The organism is Paraburkholderia sp. JPY419 (assembly GCF_050435705.1).
Taxonomy (GTDB): Bacteria; Pseudomonadota; Gammaproteobacteria; order Burkholderiales; family Burkholderiaceae; genus Paraburkholderia; species Paraburkholderia youngii.
In genome coordinates this window covers 763,429-782,462 of sequence record NZ_JBNDKV010000002.1, presented here as the reverse complement: position 1 = coordinate 782,462, position 19,034 = coordinate 763,429, and the positions used below count along the sequence as shown (strand labels likewise).

The window sequence follows — 19,034 nt, the reverse complement described above, 5'->3', positions numbered from 1 at the left end:
GTGAGTCAATCCTTCGCCCACGCAGCGGCCATGGCAACCGCAAAATCGCGGTAAGACCTGGGCGGGCGTCCCAGTAGGGTCGACAAGCGCCCGATCTGTTCAGTCGAAGCCACGGCACCGTCTTGCTGGTATCGCTGCATCATCAAGCGCATGTCATACGCCAGCCACGCCGGCGCGACTGACTTCAAACGCTGCTCGAGAATATCGAGATCGTCACCGCCATGGCGAACAGGGCGTCCGAGTGCATCCGCCCAGATACGGACAATGGATTGCGCCGTCAGCGCGTCCGGGCCGACCAGTTCGTAGGTTTCTCGCGGTAGCGGGCTGGCAGCGAACTCGCGCCGCAGCAACTCTTTGGCTGCTGCCTCTCCGATATCGCGAACGTCCACCATGGAAATGCCCTTCTCGCCAATCGGCATCCCATAGATGCCGTGCTTCAGCAACGCATCTTTCTGCCGCACATCGTTCTGAATGAAGTACGCGGGACGAAGCACAGTCGCCGGCATGTCGCACTGCTCGATCATGCGCTCGACCGCGTGCTTGCCCGCGAAGTGTGGCACGTCGACAAACTCTGCGCCCTTGAATACGGACAGATACACCACGCCATTCACATGCGACTCTCGCGCGATGCTCAAGGCCTGCAGCGCCTGAGTCAGTTCGTCTGCGGCGTTTGGCGCCAGCAGGAACAACGTGCTGATGCCCTTCATGGCTTGCCGTACCGAATCCGCATCGGACAACTCGCCTTTGATTGCCCTGATGCCGTCAGCAAATTGGGCTTTCTGGGGCGAACGCGTCAGGGCGTGCACCTGAACTCCACGGCCTTGCAGGTGTTCAAGAACTTGCTTACCCACTGTGCCCGTACTTCCAGTAACAAGAATTGTCATGACTGTCTCTGTAATGAAAGGCCCAAAGCGGCCCGGTGAAGCCAGGTTACTCGTTCCGAATGTGAGTCGATAGATATAGAATCGAAACACGTCGTCTCAAAAATGGAACTTTCATGAATCTAATGGCGCTTTCTGATTTCAATGCGGTCGCCACGCACGGCGGCTTCGGCCCAGCTGGCCGCGCGCTGGACCGACCCAAGGCCACGCTATCGCGGCATGTAGCAGAGTTGGAAGACGAACTCGGAGTGAGGTTGATTGAGCGCGGCTCGAGACGAATGCGCCTGACGGAAGATGGCATCGCTCTCCATGAGCGTACTCGAGGCCTTCTGGCAGAGCTTGAGGAGGCGGGCGACGCGGTGGCCTCGCGTGCGCCCGTCGCGCGTGGACGGCTACGCATCAGTGCTCCCATCGTTTTCGCGCACGTCGTGCTATGCAGGATCGCTGCGCGCTTCGCGTTGGCTTACCCGCAGGTCGAGGTCGAGATTGTCGCGGAAGATCGTGTCGTGGATCCGGTGGAAGACGGCTATGACCTGGTGATTCGTGTCGATCCGCCGCAAGACGATCTGCTCGTGGGAAGGCGCATTCTCGATGATGAGCGATGGCTTGTGGCAACGCCGGCCGTATCGGTTCCTACGATGCGCAAACAGGATGTGAGCCCGTTTCCGGTCCCGGCGGTCTTGTCGGCGGCTGCGCCATCGGGAGCGATCTGGAGCGTACGGACGAAATCCAAAGGTACAAAGACATTTGAGCCGATGCCGGTCCTCCGGCTATCGTCGCTACTGATGGTGCGCGAGGCCGTTCTCGCCGGCGTGGGAGCGGCGATGTTGCCGAGACTGCTAGTCGAAGAAGATGTGATGGCCGGACGACTCGTCTGCTGGGGTAAAGAAGAGGGTTCTCCGGTGGAGATATGGGCGCTTTACCATTCTCGTCGGCTGTTGAGCGTCAAGGTCAGAGCATTCCTGGATGCGCTTCAGGAATTACCCGCGCGAGCGTGAGAAAACGTGGCGGTGTGCGACGCAGTTCCGCACCAAACAGTGGACATTCGTGGACACATGATTTTAGGGCGCCACCTTACGCATTCCGGTAGGTGTTTGGTGAACGGTCGCGTGTTGGCATTGCAGGCATCTGCGATGGTATTTATGCGATCGCTAACGCTGCGCAAAACGTCCCTTGTTTCGGACATCAGGTGTTGGGCGCGCTAGCCAGATTTACCCCGGTAACGTAGAGAAGACGACGGCGATTCACCGAAGTGCCGCTTATAGTCCAGTGAGAATCGGCCGAGATGCGCGAATCCCCATCTGGTTGCGACCTCAGTAATTGATGAGGCGTTGGATGCTTCCATGGCGAGCAGATCGGCTCGGACACGTTCGAGACGCAACTGTCGCACATAAGCCATTGGGCTGAGGCCATAGTAATTCCTGAATCCGGCGAACAAGGTGCTGGCGCTGACGCCGGCGTGCTCCGCAAGTCGCTCGATGGTCAAGGGCTCCTGCACGTTTGCGCGAATATACTCCTCGACACGCCGAACGAAAAACGGCGCGAGCGCGCCGACGGAATGACGAAGTCCAGGCCGGGCACTGTTCGGTTGGCCGTATAGCAACGCATTGATCAGAGTGGACTCGAACTGACTGAAGGCCAGCGGATTGCGCAGTGGGTGGTCCGGGAAACTCAACACGTCCGCCAACGACGGCAGCAGTTGCATCACGCAAAGGCCTCCGGGGGATCCCAGTTGCAGTTCCGGATCGAATTCCACCGGTCGCCTGAACGCCTCTCCCAGATGTTGCTCGCAGTGACGCTCTATGGTCCCACGTTCGATTTTCAGGAGAACTTGGGGACACGCGTCGCTCCAGCGCATCCGTAAGGGCAGCGACGGAGACAAGAGGGACGCTACGAGCGCGGACGAAACGAACCGCTTGTTGCCGCATTCGATTTCAGCATTGCCATGAACCGGAATCTGCAGCAGGAAAAAGCTCTCCAGGTGTCCAGGATCTATGGTCACCTCGCTCCCATAATCGAGCAGATTCAGCGAGAGATCGCCATACCGCGCGTGGTGCATGCGTCCAAACAGGCGATGGGAGCCGCCCGCCAACTCGAGTCCGTGCGGCTTGAAGATGCGTCCGACGCTCGCGCGGACTTCCTCCAGGTCGTTTGACTGAAGCAGAAGGTTGTCGCGATTGAAACAGGGCGCGGTTGCCAGCCGCTGCCCATCGACACCGAAGGCCGACCAGTGCTCCATCAGTTACTCCACTAAAAGCCCGCACGTGCTTGTGCGATGCAACACGTTCGCGTCTTCGCGGAATCGTCGTGCTATTCGGATAGTACTGCGAGGATTCGGATATCGCTGTCGCATTACCTGCTATATGACTCTTCGCGCCGGCAATAAACGGGCCATTTCCTTTTGATCGTAGTGAAATCCGCGTCCCTCCACATCGGCAAATACCCGGGACGCGGGTCCACAAATGCCCGGCCCGGATGAAGTCAATTTCTGGACTCTCCGGACATCGATTGGATTCAGTGGATAGATCGGCGGGTGCCGGCGCCCCATGCTTTGATCATGGCCCCAGCGCCTACGGAGGTGTGCCATGGCATCCGAGCAGTTCAATGCGAGAGTCGACAGGACCGTCGTGCGGGTCGGATCTGAACGCGTGCGATCAAGATCTCTGCCGATCGGCATTGAACCGGATGAGGGCAGCCACATTGTTGCGCGCCGTTCCGCATACGACCATCACGGCATCTATGTGGGAAATGGAATGGTGGTGCACTACGCCGGTCTCTGCAGATCTCTGCACCGAGGTCCGGTGGAGGAAACCACGATCGAGTGCTTTGCCTCAGGTCACGAAATCGCGGTCGTGCAGAACTCGATGGCGAGATACGTCGGCGCCGATGCAGTTCGCCGCGCCCGCTCGCGACTAGGCGAAAACCGCTACCGGCTGCTGAGCAACAACTGCGAGCATTTTTGCAACTGGTGCCTGTATGGGGAAAGCCGAAGTGAACAGGTGGAAGCATGTTTCGCCCATCCCCTGCGGGCGCTGCGCGCCTTAGCGATCCTTTTCCTCCAGACCTTCGGACCGAGACTGCACAGCGTGGACTGCACGGCGCGCGCAGTGTGATCGATATCCCGCGGAGAACGACATGCGCGGCCCGGAAAAATCCCTGCGTGGCCAGGTTGATAAATGGCTTGCACCGACGAACGGAATGCGCATGCGTGTGATTCAGTTCAGTCGGCTCTCGCTGCATCGCAGACGCTATGTATGCGTTGAGGCGTCGGGGCCGATGGGGACGCTAGCACTTTTCTTCTTCAGGCATGACGACAGATCGTGGCGGGTCTATCCGCCTGAGACGCAAAGACCTGCGATGGCCCCCTGGCTGTGACTTGCACACGGACCAGCGGCATCAACGACAAATTCTGCATTTCGTGGATACCCGTCGCAGGCAACGGATAGTGCACCCAGTATTGGCCGCCAATACTTGATTCACAAACCACCCTATGTCGAGGCTCAAATGAAAGGTCGATACATCGAAATTCCATGCGCGGGCGGCGCCACTTTTCGCGGCTACCTGGCAACGCCGGCGAACGGGAAAGGTCCCGGCATCGTGCTTTGCCACGAGATCTTCGGCGTCAACGGGACGATGCGCGAAGTGGCGGACTACTACGCCGAAGAAGGATATACCGTCCTTGCTCCCGACCTGTTCTGGCGCACCGAGCCGGGCATTGAACTGGGTTATTCGGCCGAGGACGCCGAACGTGCTTTCGCACTGTATCGCGCCTTCGACCACGACAAGGGCGTCGAAGACATCGATGCTGCTATAAGTGCGCTCGGTTCGATTCCTGAATGCGTCGGTCAAATCGGTGTGCTTGGTTTTTGTCTGGGTGGCAAGCTTGCTTATCTCGCTGCGTGCCGCCTGCCGCGCGTCGCTTGTGCCGTCAGCTACTACGGTGTCGGTATCGAAACGGCTCTTGGGGAAGCCGAGAACCTGCATGGACGCCTGGTGCTTCAGATCGCCGAACAGGACCGCTTCTGCCCTGCCGAAGCCCAGCAGCAGATTAAGGCGGCTTTGTCCACGCGGGAGTGCGTCGAGATTTACACCTATCCCGGCGTCGATCACGCGTTTGCCCGAACACGCGGCGAGCACTGGGACAAGGCTGCTGCGACGATGGCGCATCAACGCTCGGTTGCGGCGTTCAGGCGGGAGATCGGTCCGACCTACGATCTGTCTTCGCTCTGGGAGGCGCATCTCTCTCATGAATTCACCACGCGCGACGTGGACGCAACCATGCGCACGATGGTGCCAGAGCCCTACGTCAATCACATTCCCACGATGACGGGCGGTGTCGGGTACAGCGAACTCAAGCGCTTTTATCGCCATCACTTCGTCCATAACAATCCGCCCGATACGACGATCACCCCAGTGTCGCGCACGGTTGGCGCAACGCAGATCGTCGATGAACTGCTGTTCTGCTTTACCCACACGACGGAAATCGACTGGATGCTGCCAGGCGTTGCACCGACTGGAAAGCGTGTCGAGATTCCCCTCGTCGCGATTGTGAAATTTCGCGGCGACAAGCTCTATCACGAACACATTTACTGGGACCAGGCGAGTGTGCTGGTGCAGATCGGTCTGCTCGAGCCGGAAGGCTTGCCGGTCGCGGGGGCCGAGACGGCTCACAAACTGCTCGACGAAACCCTCCCATCGAACACGCTGATGAACCGCTGGCTGCGCGACGACAGCGCAGAACGGTGAACCACGCCGACGAATCCACGGAGAACACCATGACATCACTGACAGGCAAGGTGGCGATCGTCACCGGCGGCGCTACGCTCATTGGCGCGGCCGTCGCGAAGGATCTGGCCGACGCCGGCGCGAGGGTTGCTGTTCTGGACATCGATGAGGAAAACGGTCAGCGCGCATCACGCGCGCTTGGCGAAAGCGCCATTTTCGTCCGGACCGATATCACCGACGACAAGGCCATCGATCACGCGATTGCCAGAACGGTCGACAGTTTCGGTGCGGTCGACATTCTTGTGAACCTCGCATGCAGTTACGTGGATAACGGCTTTACTGCGAGCCGCAACGACTGGCTCGGCGCCATGGACGTCAACGTGATTTCCGCCGTGATGCTTGCGAAAGCGGCCTATCCGCACATGAAGCGACAGGGCGGCGGCGTGATCGTGAATTTCAGTTCGATTTCGGCCCAGTGCGCACAAACGGGGCGGTGGCTTTATCCGACATCGAAGGCCGCGCTCAGGCATTTGACCCGCAGCATGGCGATGGATCTCGCCGTCGACAACATCCGGGTGAATTCCGTGTCTCCGGGCTGGACGTGGTCTCGCGTGATGCATGAACTCACACACGGCAATCGCGCGAAAGCCGATAGCGTCGCTGCGTCGTTTCATCTTCTGGGGCGGCTCGGCAATCCAGAAGAGGTCGCCCGGGTCGTCGCGTTCCTGTGCAGCGATGCGGCCAGCTTCGTGACGGGTGCGGACTACGCGGTCGACGGCGGCTACTCGACGATGGGACCGGAGCAGAACCTACCCGCGATCCCCAGGCTTGCGGAATGACACCTCGCGTGGGTTTGCGAGCGGATACGCAGCGAAGCCCATGCGCTTTATCCAGACAACAACCTATTCAGGAGACATCGTCCATGAGAAACATTGCAATCGTTGGAGCGGGACAGGCTGGCCTGCAACTGGCTTTGGCCTTGCTCGATCAGGGTTATCGGATCACGCTCGCCACCAATCGCAGCGCAGAGCAGATTCGCACCGGCAAGGTCATGTCCAGCCAGTGCATGTTCAATGAATCCCTGCAAACCGAGCGCGATCTCGGTCTTAACGGGTGGGAAGAAGCGTGTCCTTCCATCGAGGGAATCAGTGTCGCTGTCCCACATCAGGAAGTGGCCGGCGAAAAGATCATCGACTGGTCGGCGCGTCTGCATCGCTATGCTCAGGCCGTCGATCAACGGATCAAGATGGCGGCATGGCTCGAACAAGTCGAGCGGCGAGGAGCCGATGTGCGCATTGTCGATGTCGGGGTTCCGGAACTAGAACAGTTGAGCGCGAGCCACGATCTTGTGCTGCTTGCGGCAGGCAAGGGCGAAGTAGTCAATCTGCTCGGACGCGACCCGGTGCGTAGCGCATTCAGTCAGCCGCAGCGCGTCCTGGCCCTGACCTATGTGACGGGCATGACGGCGTCGACACCCTATTCACGGGTGCGCTTCAACCTGTTGCCCGGAATAGGGGAGTACTTTGTGTTCCCGGCCCTGACGGTGACGGGGCCCTGCGAAATCATGGTCTTCGAAGGCATTCCCGGCGGACCGCTGGATTGCTGGGGCGACGTAAAAACACCGGCGCAGCATCTGCAAAAGAGTCTCGACATTGTCCGCCGATACGTTCCCTGGGAAGCAGATCGTTGCGCGCATGTGCAGTTGACGGATCCCAACGGTGTTCTCTCTGGTCGTTTTGCACCCACCGTGCGCAAACCGTTCTTCCGGCTGCCATCGGGGCGGACCATCTTTGGTATGGCCGATGCGGTGGTGGTCAATGACCCTATCACCGGGCAAGGTTCGAACGGCGCAGCGAAATGCAGCAAGGTGTACCTGAACGCAATCCTCGCAAGAGAAACGGCTCCCTTCTCCGAGGACTGGATGCAGCAGACGTTCGACCGTTACTGGGACTACGCGCAACACGTAGTCAGGTGGACCAATTCGATGCTGACGCCGCCGCCGCCCCACATCCTCGAACTGCTTCGCGCTGCTGGCGATTCGCAGGCGCTTGCGGCCGCGATCGTCAATGGTTTCGACGATCCGCGAACGTTTTCGCCGTGGTGGTTCGATCCGGCTGCATGCAATGCTTTCATCCGCGAAAAGACCAGGGCTGCCGCCTGAGCACGAACGTCCCGCAGGAGAACATACATGACCGCTCACCTCAATCTCGATGCGCTCGCGCCGGGCGGGCGCCGGTTCGATTCGAAGCATTTCCGCTCCGCACTCGGCCAGTTTCCGACAGGCGTCACGGTCATCACGACACGCACGACAGATGGCCGAAGAATAGGGCTGACGGCGAATTCATTTTCTTCGCTGTCGATGGACCCTCCGTTGATTTTGTGGAGCCTCGCGAAGCCGTCACCGAGCATGGCAGATTTTGTTGCGACTACGCATTTCGCCATCAACATGCTGGCCGACGATCAGCAGCATCTGTCGCGTACTTTTTCAACGGCGTCTGCCGACAAGTTCGCAGGCGTGCCTTGCGTCGATGGCACCGGGGGCGTTCCGCTTATCCACGGTAGTGCTGCCCACTTCGTTTGTCGAAACGTCGGTCAATACGACGGTGGCGATCACCTCATCTTCATTGGCGGTGTGGAGGAGTACGAGTCGTTCGGCAGAGCACCTCTCGTCTTTCATGCAGGCGCTTATCGGGTTGTTTCGCCGCATCCGCATGCGCACATTTGATGCTTTACGACCGTGAAAATCTGATAGATGGTGCTGCCAATGAGAATCAACAGTGTTCGACTCTTGCCATGGCTCGTGTCAGTGGCGGTATCGTGTCTCACTTTGCCGGCATCCGCTAACGATCTGCCGGCTGTCAATCTGGGCGCGACAAGTTTTCTGGACGGCTTGCCGCCTGCGGGATCGGGTTGGTATGCGCAGCAGTACTTCGAGTACTACACAGCGGGACGGATCAACGACAACGCGGGAAACCGCGTGCCGCTGCCGAAGCAGGATATCGATATCTTTGCGGGCATCACGCAGCTCACATACCAGTCGCCTCTAACATTTGCGACAGCGCATCCGGGTCTCAATCTGATGCTGCCGTGGATCGGATCGGCGCAAGTGGATGATGGCCTGGGCAATGCGGCGCTGAGCGCACAGAACGGTATCGGTGATTTGCTGATTGGACCGTTCATCCAGTTCGATCCCGTGATGGGCGCCAACGGTCCACGTTTCGCGCAGCGCGTTGAGTTCCAGTTCATCGTGCCGACGGGGGCATACGATCCGCGCAAGGCGATCAATCCAGGCAGCCACTTCTGGTCGTTCAACCCGTATTGGGCGGCGACCGTCTGGCTGACACCGAAATGGACCGTTTCATGGCGTCTGCATTACCTGTGGAACGCGACGAACCACGAACCAGCGACGGTGCTCGCACCCGATGTCACGTCATCTCAGGCGGGCCAGGCCGTTCATGTAAACATCGCCACCGAGTACGAAGTTCGCCCAGGTCTTCGGATTGGACTGAACGGATACTGGCTACGGCAGATCACCGAAATGAAGGTGAATGGCGTGGACGTGCCGGGTACTCGAGAAGCAGTCTGGGCGATCGGGCCAGGAGCGATGTACAGCTTTTCGCAGCAGGACCATGTGTTCTTTAACAGTTACTTCGAGCGGGACGCCAGAAATCGCCCCCAGGGGACGAGGGTCGTCCTACGGTATGTGCATCATTTCAATTAGAGATGTATCACAAAGCACCCTGCATTTTCTTTGGTTACGAAAAGTACGGTGATGGTTCCAGGTTCGGATTGCATTGGCGAGCGCCTGAATTAAGAAGGATGCCGTTACCCAGCACTATGTGAAGCGACGCAGTGTTACAAACGCCGACGGAAAGCATGCGGTGCGCGCCTTGCACCGTCAGCCGGCAGCAGACATGAGAGGACGATGATGGATACAGCAAGAAACGTGGCTGAATGGAAGGAGTTTGTGAGCGGCTGTCTGGACTTTCGTCCGGCAGAGGGCGTGTACCGGATCGCCCGCGAAATGTTCACGGAGCCTGAGCTGTTCGCGCTGGAGATGGAACTGATATTCGAAAAGGCATGGATTTACGCGTGTCACGAGAGCGAGATTCCGCAGCCGCATGATTTCGTCACGATGCAGGCGGGCCGCCAGCCGCTGATCGTGAGCCGGGACGGCAGTGGTGCGCTCCATGCGATGGTCAATGCCTGTCAGCACCGCGGCGCCACGCTCACGCGCATGAGCAAGGGCAACCAGTCGACCTTCACATGCCCATTCCATGCATGGTGCTACAAGAGTGACGGGCGGCTCGTCAAGGTGAAAGCGCCGTCGGAATATTGCGAAGATTTTGACAAAGGCGCGCGCGGCCTGAAGAAGGCACGCGTTGCAAGCTATAAGGGCTTCGTGTTCGTTAGCCTTGATGTGGCAGCCACAGATTCGCTCGAAGACTACCTTGGCGATACGCGCGTCTTTCTCGACATGATGGTGGCGCAGTCGCCCACCGGTGAACTTGAGGTGCTTCCAGGCAGGTCGACCTATACATACGACGGTAACTGGAAACTGCAAAACGAGAATGGCCTCGACGGCTATCACGTAAGTACAGTCCACTACAACTATGTGGCGACGGTCAAGCATCGACACGAATCGAATGTGCAAAAGGGTGCGGCGGCCAACGGCACGCTCGACTACAGCAAGCTCGGTGCTGGCGACGCGGATACCGATGACGGCTGGTTCTCGTTCCGCAACGGGCACTCAGTGCTATTCAGTGACATGCCGAATCCGCAAGTGCGACCCGGCTATGCGAGTGTGATGCCGCGCCTCGTTCAGGAGTACGGCCAGCAGCGCGCTGAATGGATAATGCATCGGCTTCGCAACCTGAACGTGTATCCGAGTCTTTTCTTCATGGACCAGATCAGCTCGCAGTTGCGCATCGTGCGTCCGATCGCGTGGAACAAGACCGAGGTGATCAGCCAGTGCATCGGCGTGAAGGGCGAATCGGACAGCGACCGTGAGAGCCGCATCCGACAGTTCGAGGATTTTTTCAACGTGTCCGGCATGGGCACACCGGACGATCTCGTGGAGTTCCGTGAAGCTCAGCGGGGCTTCCAGGCGCGCCTTGAGCCCTGGAGCGACATTTCGCGGGGCCATCACAAATGGATCGAACAGGCAACACCTAACAGCACGTTGTTGGGCATCTCACCCGCATTAACAGGTTCCGAGTTCACGCATGAAGGTTTGTATGTGAACCAGCACGGCGCATGGCAGGCGCTATTGCTGAAAGGGTTGCGGCAGAAGTCATTGAGCATTAAGGAGATCTGAGATCATGAACCCGTTGCAGCATTCGATCGAACAATTCTTTTATCGCAAGTCCGAACTTTGCGATGCGCGGGACTGGGATGCTTACCTCGCCCTTTTTGACGAGCAATGCGAATTCCATGTGCCGCAGTGGGACTCTGAATTCGAGTACACGACAGATCCCCGGCGCGGTCTATCACTGATCTATTATTCGAACCGCTCCGGGCTGGAAGATCGTGTTTTTCGACTGCGCACCGGCAAATCTGCCGCGTCGACACCGTTACCGCGTACCCTCCATCAAATCACCAATGTACGTGTTACTGGCGGGCCGGACGGGTTGACGGAAGCAAAGGTCAACTGGGCGACGTTTTACACGCGCCATGGCGTGTCGGAGCACTTTTTCGGCCATGGGACTTACCAGCTGCGTGCCGACGGCGATAGCTGGAAGATCGTGCGCAAACACACCCTATTGCTCAATGACCGCATCAACGCGGTCCTCGACTTTTACCATCTTTAACGAGGGCATTGAGATGAGTCACAAGGTAGCCTTCAGTTTTGCCGATGGTAAGACATTGTTCTTCGATGCCGGCGCAAACGAGATCTTGCTGGACGCGGCATTGCGCAATGGCGTGAAGATTCCATTCGACTGCCGCGAAGGCGTCTGTAGCACTTGCAAGGGGCGCTGTGAATCGGGCGAATATGAGCAGGACTACGTGGACGATGAAGCGCTCTCTGCCGAGGATCTTGCGCAACGCAAAATGCTGTCGTGCCAGACCAGAGTCAGATCGGATGCGTCGTTCTTCTTTGACTTTGACTCGACGTTATGCCGTAGCGAGGATACAGCTCGCATGACGGCGACCGTCACCCGTATGGAGAAAGTATCCGGCTCTACGGCAATTCTGCATCTCGACGCGAGTGGCGTGCGCAGACGTCTGGACTTTCTGCCCGGTCAGTATGCTCGCCTCCTCGTTCCGGAGACGGACGCATGGCGTTCCTATTCGTTCGCGAATCAGCCAAGTTATGACAATCAGTTGCAGTTTCTGATCCGACTGCTGCCTGACGGCATCATGAGCAATTACCTGCGCGAACGCTGTACGCCCGGTCAGTCAATCGACTTCGAAGCGCCATTTGGGACTTTCTACCTGCGACACGTCGAGCGACCGCTTGTGATGGTCGCGGGCGGAACGGGCCTCTCGGCGTTCCTCGGCATGCTGGATGAGATGGCTTCGCGTGGCGGTTGCGGTCAACCCGTCACGCTGTATTACGGGGTGAACAACGTCGGCGATCTGTGCGAGTATGAACGGTTGAAAGGGTATGTTGATCGTATCGAGGGATTCTCGTACGTGCCCGTGGTCGTGAATTCCTCGCCCGATTGGAGCGGGAAGACGGGATACATTCCGGATCATTTCGACGTGAAGGCACTAGCCGCGCGACCTTTCGACATGTACGTATGCGGTCCGCCCCCGATGGTTGAAGCGATCAGGAAGTGGTTGGCGACTTCAGGCCTTCAAGATTTTCAGCTGCATTTCGAAAAGTTTGCAAGCACCGGGGGCCTTGAGTGACGTACGGAATGACCCCTCCGATCTGATACCTGCCTTTGGAACAGCGTCGGGCCGACCGTTCAGGGTCGGTTTGCGTCGATCCCGCATCCGAGCCGTGCGTTCGGCCAACGCCTCACCGGGTTGGCTGTCGCGGACCAGCATCTTCCCAGTGTGCCTTGACGAGATACTTGCCCCCGCCGCAGATCCGCCGGGACGCAAATCCCGGCAGTCTCTCTAATGCGGTTCGTCCAGCCTCGAAAATCCGCTCGAGTCCCACGAATTCCGTCCCCAGGCACCACGCGCGAAGCGCACCTTCACCTGTCATGGAAAACTGTATAAACATACAGTATAGTATCCACCTACAGCCAGGCTTCCGGGCGCTCGTCGCGCCGTTCCGGCTGCACCGAACTTGCGCGGTCGCGAGAGCCGGCCGTGAGAGGTGAACCACTCCTTCAGACGGTCGGAAAAATTGTCCTCCAACGACGCAACCCCTGACACCCTCGCTGACACCCCCCAAGGCGGCAAGCCGAGCAGCAACAAGACCCAGGGCACGATCCGCATTCGCGGCGCCCGCCAGCACAACCTGAAAAACGTCGACCTCGACGTGCGCACCGGAGAAATGACGGTCGTCACCGGGCCATCGGGCTCGGGCAAGTCGAGCCTCGTGTTCGACACGCTGTATGCGGAAGGCCAGCGCCGCTACGTCGAAACCTTCAGTGCGTACGCGCGCCAGTTCCTCGACCGGATGGATCGGCCGCAGGTCGACCGCGTCGACGGCGTACCGCCCGCCATCGCGATCGACCAGACCAACCCGGTGCGCAGCTCGCGCTCCACGGTCGGCACGATGACCGAGCTCAACGACCATCTGAAGCTGCTGTACGCGCGCGCGGCCGAGCTGTTCGACCGCCAGACCGCGCACCCGGTGCGGCACGACACGCCGGAGACGATCTACGCGGAACTGCTCGAGCGCACTGCGCAGGAGGAGCCGCGGCTCGTCGTCACGTTTCCGGTCGAGCTGCCGGAGTCGGCGTCCGAGCAGGAGGTCGAGCAGTGGCTGTCGGCGAGCGGCTATACGCGCGTGCAGGCGCAGCGCGAAGTCGATTCGCCCACCGGCAAGCGCAAGCTGCTCGACGTCGTCGCCGACCGCTTCCGGCTGCGCTCGGTCGACAAAGCACGCGCGATCGAGGCGATCGAGGCATCGCTGAAGCGCGGCGGCGGGCGCGTCAATATCTACGTGCTGCCGGCTACCTCGGACGAACCGCATGCCGAAGCCGCCGAGCCGCGCATCTGGCGTTTCTCCACCGGACTGCACAGCCCCGAAAGCGATCTGCGCTATGCCGACCCGCAGCCCGCGCTGTTCTCGTTCAACTCGGCCTATGGCGCGTGCGATGCCTGCCGCGGCTTCGGCCGCGTGATCGGCGTCGACCTCGGTCTGGTAATTCCAGACGCGCGCAAGACGCTGCGCGAAGGTGCGGTCAAGCCGATGCAGACGCCCGCGTGGAAGGAGTGCCAGGACGATCTGATGCGCTATGCGGCGAAAGCCGATATCCGCCGGGACACGCCGTGGGGCGAGCTCAGCGAGCGCGAGCGCAACTGGGTCATCAACGGCTCGCCGGACTGGAACGGCAAGTGGCAGACGCATTGGTACGGCGTCAAACGCTTCTTCGACTATCTCGAATCGAAGGCGTACAAGATGCATATCCGCGTGCTGCTGTCGAAGTACCGCAGCTATACGCCATGCGAAACCTGCGGCGGCGCGCGTCTGAAAACCGAATCGCTGCTGTGGCGCCTCGGCAGCAAAGCGAACGCGAACGACGTGCTCGCGCCCGAGCACCGCTTCATGCCGCGCGGCGTGCAGTGGTCGCGCGCACAGCTCGAAGCGTTGCCGGGTTTGACCGTGCACGATCTGATGCTGATGCCGATCGAGCGCATCCGCCGCTTCTTCGACGACATCACGCTGCCGAGCGCGTTGCTCGACGACGCGCTGAAGCTGCTGCTCGCCGAAGTGCGCACGCGCCTCAAGTATCTCTGCGACGTCGGCCTCGGCTATCTGACGCTCGATCGGCAAAGCCGCACGCTGTCGGGCGGCGAGGTGCAGCGTATCAACCTGACCACCGCGCTCGGCACGTCGCTGACCAAGACGCTGTTCGTGCTCGACGAACCGAGCATCGGCCTGCATCCGCGCGACCTGAACCGCATCGTCGAGGCAATGCACCGGCTGCGCGACGCGGGCAATACGCTGGTCGTGGTCGAGCACGATCCGTCGGTGATGCTCGCGGCGGACCGGCTCATCGACATGGGTCCGGGGCCTGGCGAGCGCGGCGGTTCGATCATTTTCGACGGCGCGCCCGACGCGATCCGCTCGACCGGCACGCTGACCGGTGAATACCTCGGCGGCCGGCGCCATGTCGCGGATGCCGCGCACTGGTCGCGTCGCACGGTCGATTCAAGCACGCCGCGCATCGTGCTCGAAGGCGCGAACGAGCACAATCTGCGTGACGTCACGGTCGAAATTCCATTGCAGCGGCTCGTCTGCGTGACCGGCGTGTCCGGTTCCGGCAAATCGACGCTGCTGCAGGACGTGCTGTATCCGGCGATGGCGCGCCACTTCGGCCTTGCCACCGAAGCGCCGGGCGCGTTCAAGTCGCTTCAGGGCGCCGACCAGGTCACCGACGTCGTGTTCGTCGATCAGTCGCCGATCGGCAAGACCGCGCGCTCGAATCCGGCCAGCTACGTCGGCGCGTTCGACGAAATCCGCAAGCTGTTCGCGAAGGCGCCGCTCGCGCAGCAGCGCGGCTACGGCCCCGGCATGTTCAGCTTCAACTCGGGCGACGGCCGCTGTCCGACCTGCGGCGGCTCGGGCTTCGAGCACATCGAAATGCAGTTCCTGTCCGACGTGTACCTGCGCTGCCCCGATTGCGACGGGCGTCGTTATCGCGCGGAAATCCTCGAGGTGAAGATCGAGCGAGGCGAGGCCGCGCGCTCGATGAGTATTGCCGACGTGCTCGAGCTGACCGTCAGCGAGGCTGCCGCGTATTTCGCAAAGGATGCCGAAGTATTGCGCGTGCTGCAGCCGATCGTCGACGTCGGGCTCGAATACGTGAAGCTCGGCCAGCCGGTGCCGACGCTGTCTGGCGGCGAGGCGCAGCGGCTCAAGCTCGCGGGCTTTCTCGCGGAATCGGCGCAGGCGCGCAGCACGCGTGGCGCGAAGCAGGCGGTCGCGAAGCGTCTTTTCATGTTCGACGAGCCGACCACGGGCCTGCATTTCGACGACATCGCGAAGCTGATGCAGGCGTTCGGCAAGCTGCTCGCGAGCGGTCATTCGCTGATCGTGATTGAGCACAACCTCGACGTGGTCCGCGCGGCCGACTGGATCATCGACCTCGGTCCCGAAGGCGGCGACGGCGGCGGCCGCGTGTTGTGCGCGGGCACGCCGGACGAAGTGAAAGCGTGTGCCGAGTCGCATACCGGCGAGGCGTTGCTGCAATACGACCGCGCGATGGGCGTCGCAGCCGAAGCGGAGCCGCAAGGCATCCCGCTGCAGAAGGCACTGAGCGCGGCCCGCGCGCGTCGCGCGATCGAAGGCGAGGACGTGGTGCGCATCGTCAACGCGCGCGAGCACAACCTGAAGGCGCTCGACGTCGATATTCCGCACGGCAAGTTCAATGTGATTACCGGCGTGTCGGGCTCGGGCAAATCGACGCTCGCGTTCGACATCCTGTTCCACGAAGGTCAGCGGCGCTACCTCGAATCGTTGAATGCGTACGCGCGCTCGATCGTGCAGCCGGCCGGGCGCCCCGAAGTCGACGCGGTGTACGGCATTCCGCCGACCGTCGCGATCGAGCAGCGGCTGTCGCGCGGCGGCCGCAAGAGTACCGTCGCGACCACCTCGGAGGTGTGGCACTTCCTGCGTCTGTTGTACGTGAAGCTCGGCTTGCAGCACTGCATTCACGACGGCACGCCGGTCACGTCGCAAAGCGCCGAATCGATTGCCGCGCAGTTGCTGCGGGATCACAAGGGCCAGCATGTCGGCTTCCTCGCGCCGCTCGTCGTGAACCGCAAGGGCGTCTATACCGACCTCGCGAAATGGGCGAAAGCGCGCGGCAATACGCATCTGCGGGTGGACGGCGAGTTCGTGCCGGTCGATCCGTGGCCGAAGCTCGACCGGTTCCGTGAGCACACGATCGAGCTGCCGGTCGCTGATCTCGTCATCTCGGCCGATCATGAAGCGGTGCTGCGCGAAGCGCTCGATCAGACGCTCGACATCGGCAAAGGCATCATGCATCTGCTCGCGCCGCTCGACGGCCTGCACGACGCGATCAACGGCGGCGAGTCCACCGCGAAGCTCGGCGACGTGAAGGTGTTATCGACGAAGCGCGCGTGTCCGGTGTGCGGCACGAGCTATCCCGAGCTCGACCCGCGCATGTTCTCGTACAACAGCAAGCATGGCTGGTGTACGAGTTGCGTCGGCACGGGGCTGTCGCTCACGCGCGAGCAGCGCGCCGCGTATGACGACACGATCGTCGTCGACGACAATCGCGGCCGTGAACAGAGCTTGCCATCGGAGGAGCAGGAACCGGAAGGGCTCGTCGACGAGCCATGTCCGGATTGCGCGGGCACGCGTCTGAATCCGGTCGCGCGTGCCGTGACGTTCGACTCGCAGGCGATCGTCGATGTCGCGCAATGGACCGTGTCCGACACCCGCGCATGGATCGATACGCTGCAGATGACGGGCCGCGATGCCGAAATCGCGCGCGACGTGGTCAGCGAAATTGGCAGCCGGCTGCAGTTCCTCGAAGAAGTCGGGCTCGGTTATCTGAGCCTCGATCGCGCGGCGCCGAGTTTGTCGGGCGGCGAAGCGCAGCGCATCCGGCTTGCCGCGCAACTCGGCAGCAATCTGCAGGGCGTGTGCTACGTGCTCGACGAGCCGACCATCGGCCTGCATCCGCGCGACAACCAGATCCTGCTGAACGCGCTGCGCAAGCTCGGCGACAAGGGCAATACGCTCGTCGTCGTCGAGCATGACGAAGATACGATCCGGCGCGCCGATCACATCATCGATATCGGGCCGGGCGCAGGCAAACGCGGCGGCACGCTGATCGCGCAGGGCAGCGTCGCGGACCTGTCCGCGCAGGCCGATTCGCTGACCGGGCGCTTTCTCGCGCAGCCGATCGTGCATCCGCTGCAGTCGCGTCGCGAGGTCGTCGCGCCGGGCAAGCGTGCAGCCGCGGTGCCGGAGAACTGGCTGACCGTGCACGGCGGCAAGTTGCACAACCTGCGTGACGTAACGGTCGGCATTCCGCTCGCGCGGCTCGTCGCGGTGACGGGCGTCAGCGGCTCGGGTAAATCGACGCTCGCGCGCGACGTGCTGATGACCAATCTGCTCGACGCGGTCGGGCGCTCGGTGCTGTCGTCGCCGGCCACCCGCCGCGCGCGTGCGGCGGCCGAACAGAAACCGGCCGCGAACCGGCGCTCGAGCGTGCTCGTGCGCTCGGCGCCGCGCGCGCCGCTGAACGTCACGCACACGTGGCAGGGCTGCGATTCGGTCACCGGCTGGGAAAGCATCGACCGTGTGCTGGAAGTCGATCAGACGCCGATCGGCAAGACGCCGCGTTCGTGTCCCGCCACCTACATCGGCGTGTGGGATGCGATTCGCAAGCTGTTCGCGGGCACGCTGGAGGCACGCGCGCGCGGCTATACCGCGTCGCGTTTCTCGTTCAATACTGGTGAAGGCCGCTGCCCCGCGTGCGAGGGCCAAGGCGTGCGCACGATCGGCATGAGTTTCCTGCCCGACGTGAAAGTGCCGTGCGATGTCTGTCACGGTCAGCGCTTCAATCCGGAGACGCTCGCGGTCACGTGGCGCGGCAAGAATATTGGCGACGTGTTGACGATGGAAATCGACGAAGCGGTCGAGTTCTTCGCGTCGATCACGAACATCGGGCATCCGCTGCAACTGATGAAGGACGTCGGGCTCGGCTATCTGACGCTCGGCCAGCCATCCCCTACGTTGTCGGGCGGCGAGGCGCAGCGCATCAAGCTCGTCACCGAGCTGAGCAAGGTGCGCGACGATCTCACCCGGCGCGGCCAGAAGCCGCCGCACACGCTATACGTGCTCGACGAGCCGACGGTCGGCCTGCATATGGCGGACGTCGCGAAGCTGATTCGCGTGCTGCATCGGCTCGTGGATGGCGGGCATAGCGTCGTCGTCATCGAGCACGATCTCGACGTGATCGCCGAGGCGGACTGGATCATCGACCTCGGTCCGGAGGGCGGCGTGGGCGGCGGTACGATCGTCGCGGCAACCGATCCGGAAAGCCTGTCGCGTGTGGCCGCGAGTCACACCGGCGCGGCTTTGCGGCCGGTGCTCGCGCGCACGGCCGCCACGGCGGCGCTGGCCGGCGAAGGGACGAATGGCTGAGGCAACCTGACAAGCAGCGGCGCGGCCGTTGCGGGCCGCGATTTGCGGTCCCCAACACACTGTTTGCTCGCATTCCACGCGCTTGTCAGATGTGCCGTTGCAACCTTGCAGGTTGCAACGGCCGGCGCTTCGTCGCGTCTGCGCCACACCTGATTGCTGCACTGCATCCAAGCGGC

Annotated in this window: 13 protein-coding genes; 11 read left to right on the top strand and 2 right to left on the bottom strand. The window is 61.3% G+C overall.

What is annotated here, in order from left to right:
- Window positions 1–5: 5 nt before the first annotated feature.
- Window positions 6–884 carry an SDR family oxidoreductase gene (locus QFZ91_RS09735; protein WP_429567112.1) on the bottom strand — a complete coding sequence of 293 codons (879 nt, stop codon included), beginning with the start codon at window positions 882–884 and terminating at the stop codon, window positions 6–8.
- 113 nt (window positions 885–997) lie between these two features.
- Between QFZ91_RS09735 and QFZ91_RS09730 the strand changes: the two genes are divergently transcribed.
- Window positions 998–1,879: a LysR family transcriptional regulator gene (locus QFZ91_RS09730; RefSeq protein ID WP_429567111.1), complete on the top strand. Its 882-nt coding sequence runs from the start codon at window positions 998–1,000 to the stop codon at window positions 1,877–1,879.
- Between the two features lie 203 nt (window positions 1,880–2,082).
- Here the strand turns inward: QFZ91_RS09730 and QFZ91_RS09725 are convergent, their stop codons facing one another.
- The gene (locus QFZ91_RS09725; RefSeq protein ID WP_429567110.1) at window positions 2,083–3,120 is read right to left on the bottom strand and encodes an AraC family transcriptional regulator; all 1,038 of its coding nucleotides are present in this window, start codon (window positions 3,118–3,120) and stop codon (window positions 2,083–2,085) included.
- 346 nt (window positions 3,121–3,466) lie between these two features.
- Between QFZ91_RS09725 and QFZ91_RS09720 the strand changes: the two genes are divergently transcribed.
- The 10 genes from QFZ91_RS09720 to uvrA all read left to right on the top strand — a co-directional run bounded on the left by QFZ91_RS09720 (window position 3,467) and on the right by uvrA (window position 18,858).
- A complete protein-coding gene (locus QFZ91_RS09720; protein WP_429567109.1) occupies window positions 3,467–3,994 on the top strand; it encodes a lecithin retinol acyltransferase family protein in 528 nt (175 codons plus the stop codon).
- Window positions 3,995–4,385: 391 nt separating this feature from the next.
- Window positions 4,386–5,627, top strand: coding sequence for a dienelactone hydrolase family protein (locus QFZ91_RS09715; RefSeq protein ID WP_429567108.1), 1,242 nt, complete (start codon window positions 4,386–4,388; stop codon window positions 5,625–5,627).
- Between the two features lie 29 nt (window positions 5,628–5,656).
- A complete protein-coding gene (locus tag QFZ91_RS09710) occupies window positions 5,657–6,445 on the top strand; it encodes an SDR family oxidoreductase (protein ID WP_429567107.1) in 789 nt (262 codons plus the stop codon).
- Window positions 6,446–6,528: 83 nt separating this feature from the next.
- A complete protein-coding gene (locus tag QFZ91_RS09705; protein WP_429567106.1) occupies window positions 6,529–7,767 on the top strand; it encodes a styrene monooxygenase/indole monooxygenase family protein in 1,239 nt (412 codons plus the stop codon).
- A gap of 27 nt (window positions 7,768–7,794) precedes the next feature.
- Window positions 7,795–8,331, top strand: coding sequence for a flavin reductase family protein (locus tag QFZ91_RS09700; protein WP_429567105.1), 537 nt, complete (start codon window positions 7,795–7,797; stop codon window positions 8,329–8,331).
- 27 nt (window positions 8,332–8,358) lie between these two features.
- The gene (locus tag QFZ91_RS09695; protein ID WP_429567104.1) at window positions 8,359–9,327 is read left to right on the top strand and encodes a SphA family protein; all 969 of its coding nucleotides are present in this window, start codon (window positions 8,359–8,361) and stop codon (window positions 9,325–9,327) included.
- 207 nt (window positions 9,328–9,534) lie between these two features.
- Window positions 9,535–10,923 (top strand): anthranilate 1,2-dioxygenase large subunit, encoded by a 1,389-nt coding sequence (antA, locus tag QFZ91_RS09690; RefSeq protein ID WP_429568617.1) that lies wholly within the window; start codon window positions 9,535–9,537, stop codon window positions 10,921–10,923.
- Window positions 10,924–10,927: 4 nt separating this feature from the next.
- Complete coding sequence (antB, locus tag QFZ91_RS09685) at window positions 10,928–11,416, top strand: anthranilate 1,2-dioxygenase small subunit (protein WP_429504355.1); 489 nt, start codon at window positions 10,928–10,930, stop codon at window positions 11,414–11,416.
- A 13-nt stretch (window positions 11,417–11,429) separates the two neighbouring features.
- Window positions 11,430–12,461 (top strand): anthranilate 1,2-dioxygenase electron transfer component AntC, encoded by a 1,032-nt coding sequence (antC, locus tag QFZ91_RS09680; RefSeq protein WP_429567103.1) that lies wholly within the window; start codon window positions 11,430–11,432, stop codon window positions 12,459–12,461.
- A gap of 448 nt (window positions 12,462–12,909) precedes the next feature.
- Window positions 12,910–18,858, top strand: a complete 5,949-nt coding sequence (gene uvrA, locus QFZ91_RS09675; RefSeq protein WP_429567102.1) for an excinuclease ABC subunit UvrA — start codon at window positions 12,910–12,912, stop codon at window positions 18,856–18,858.
- Window positions 18,859–19,034 lie beyond the last annotated feature (176 nt).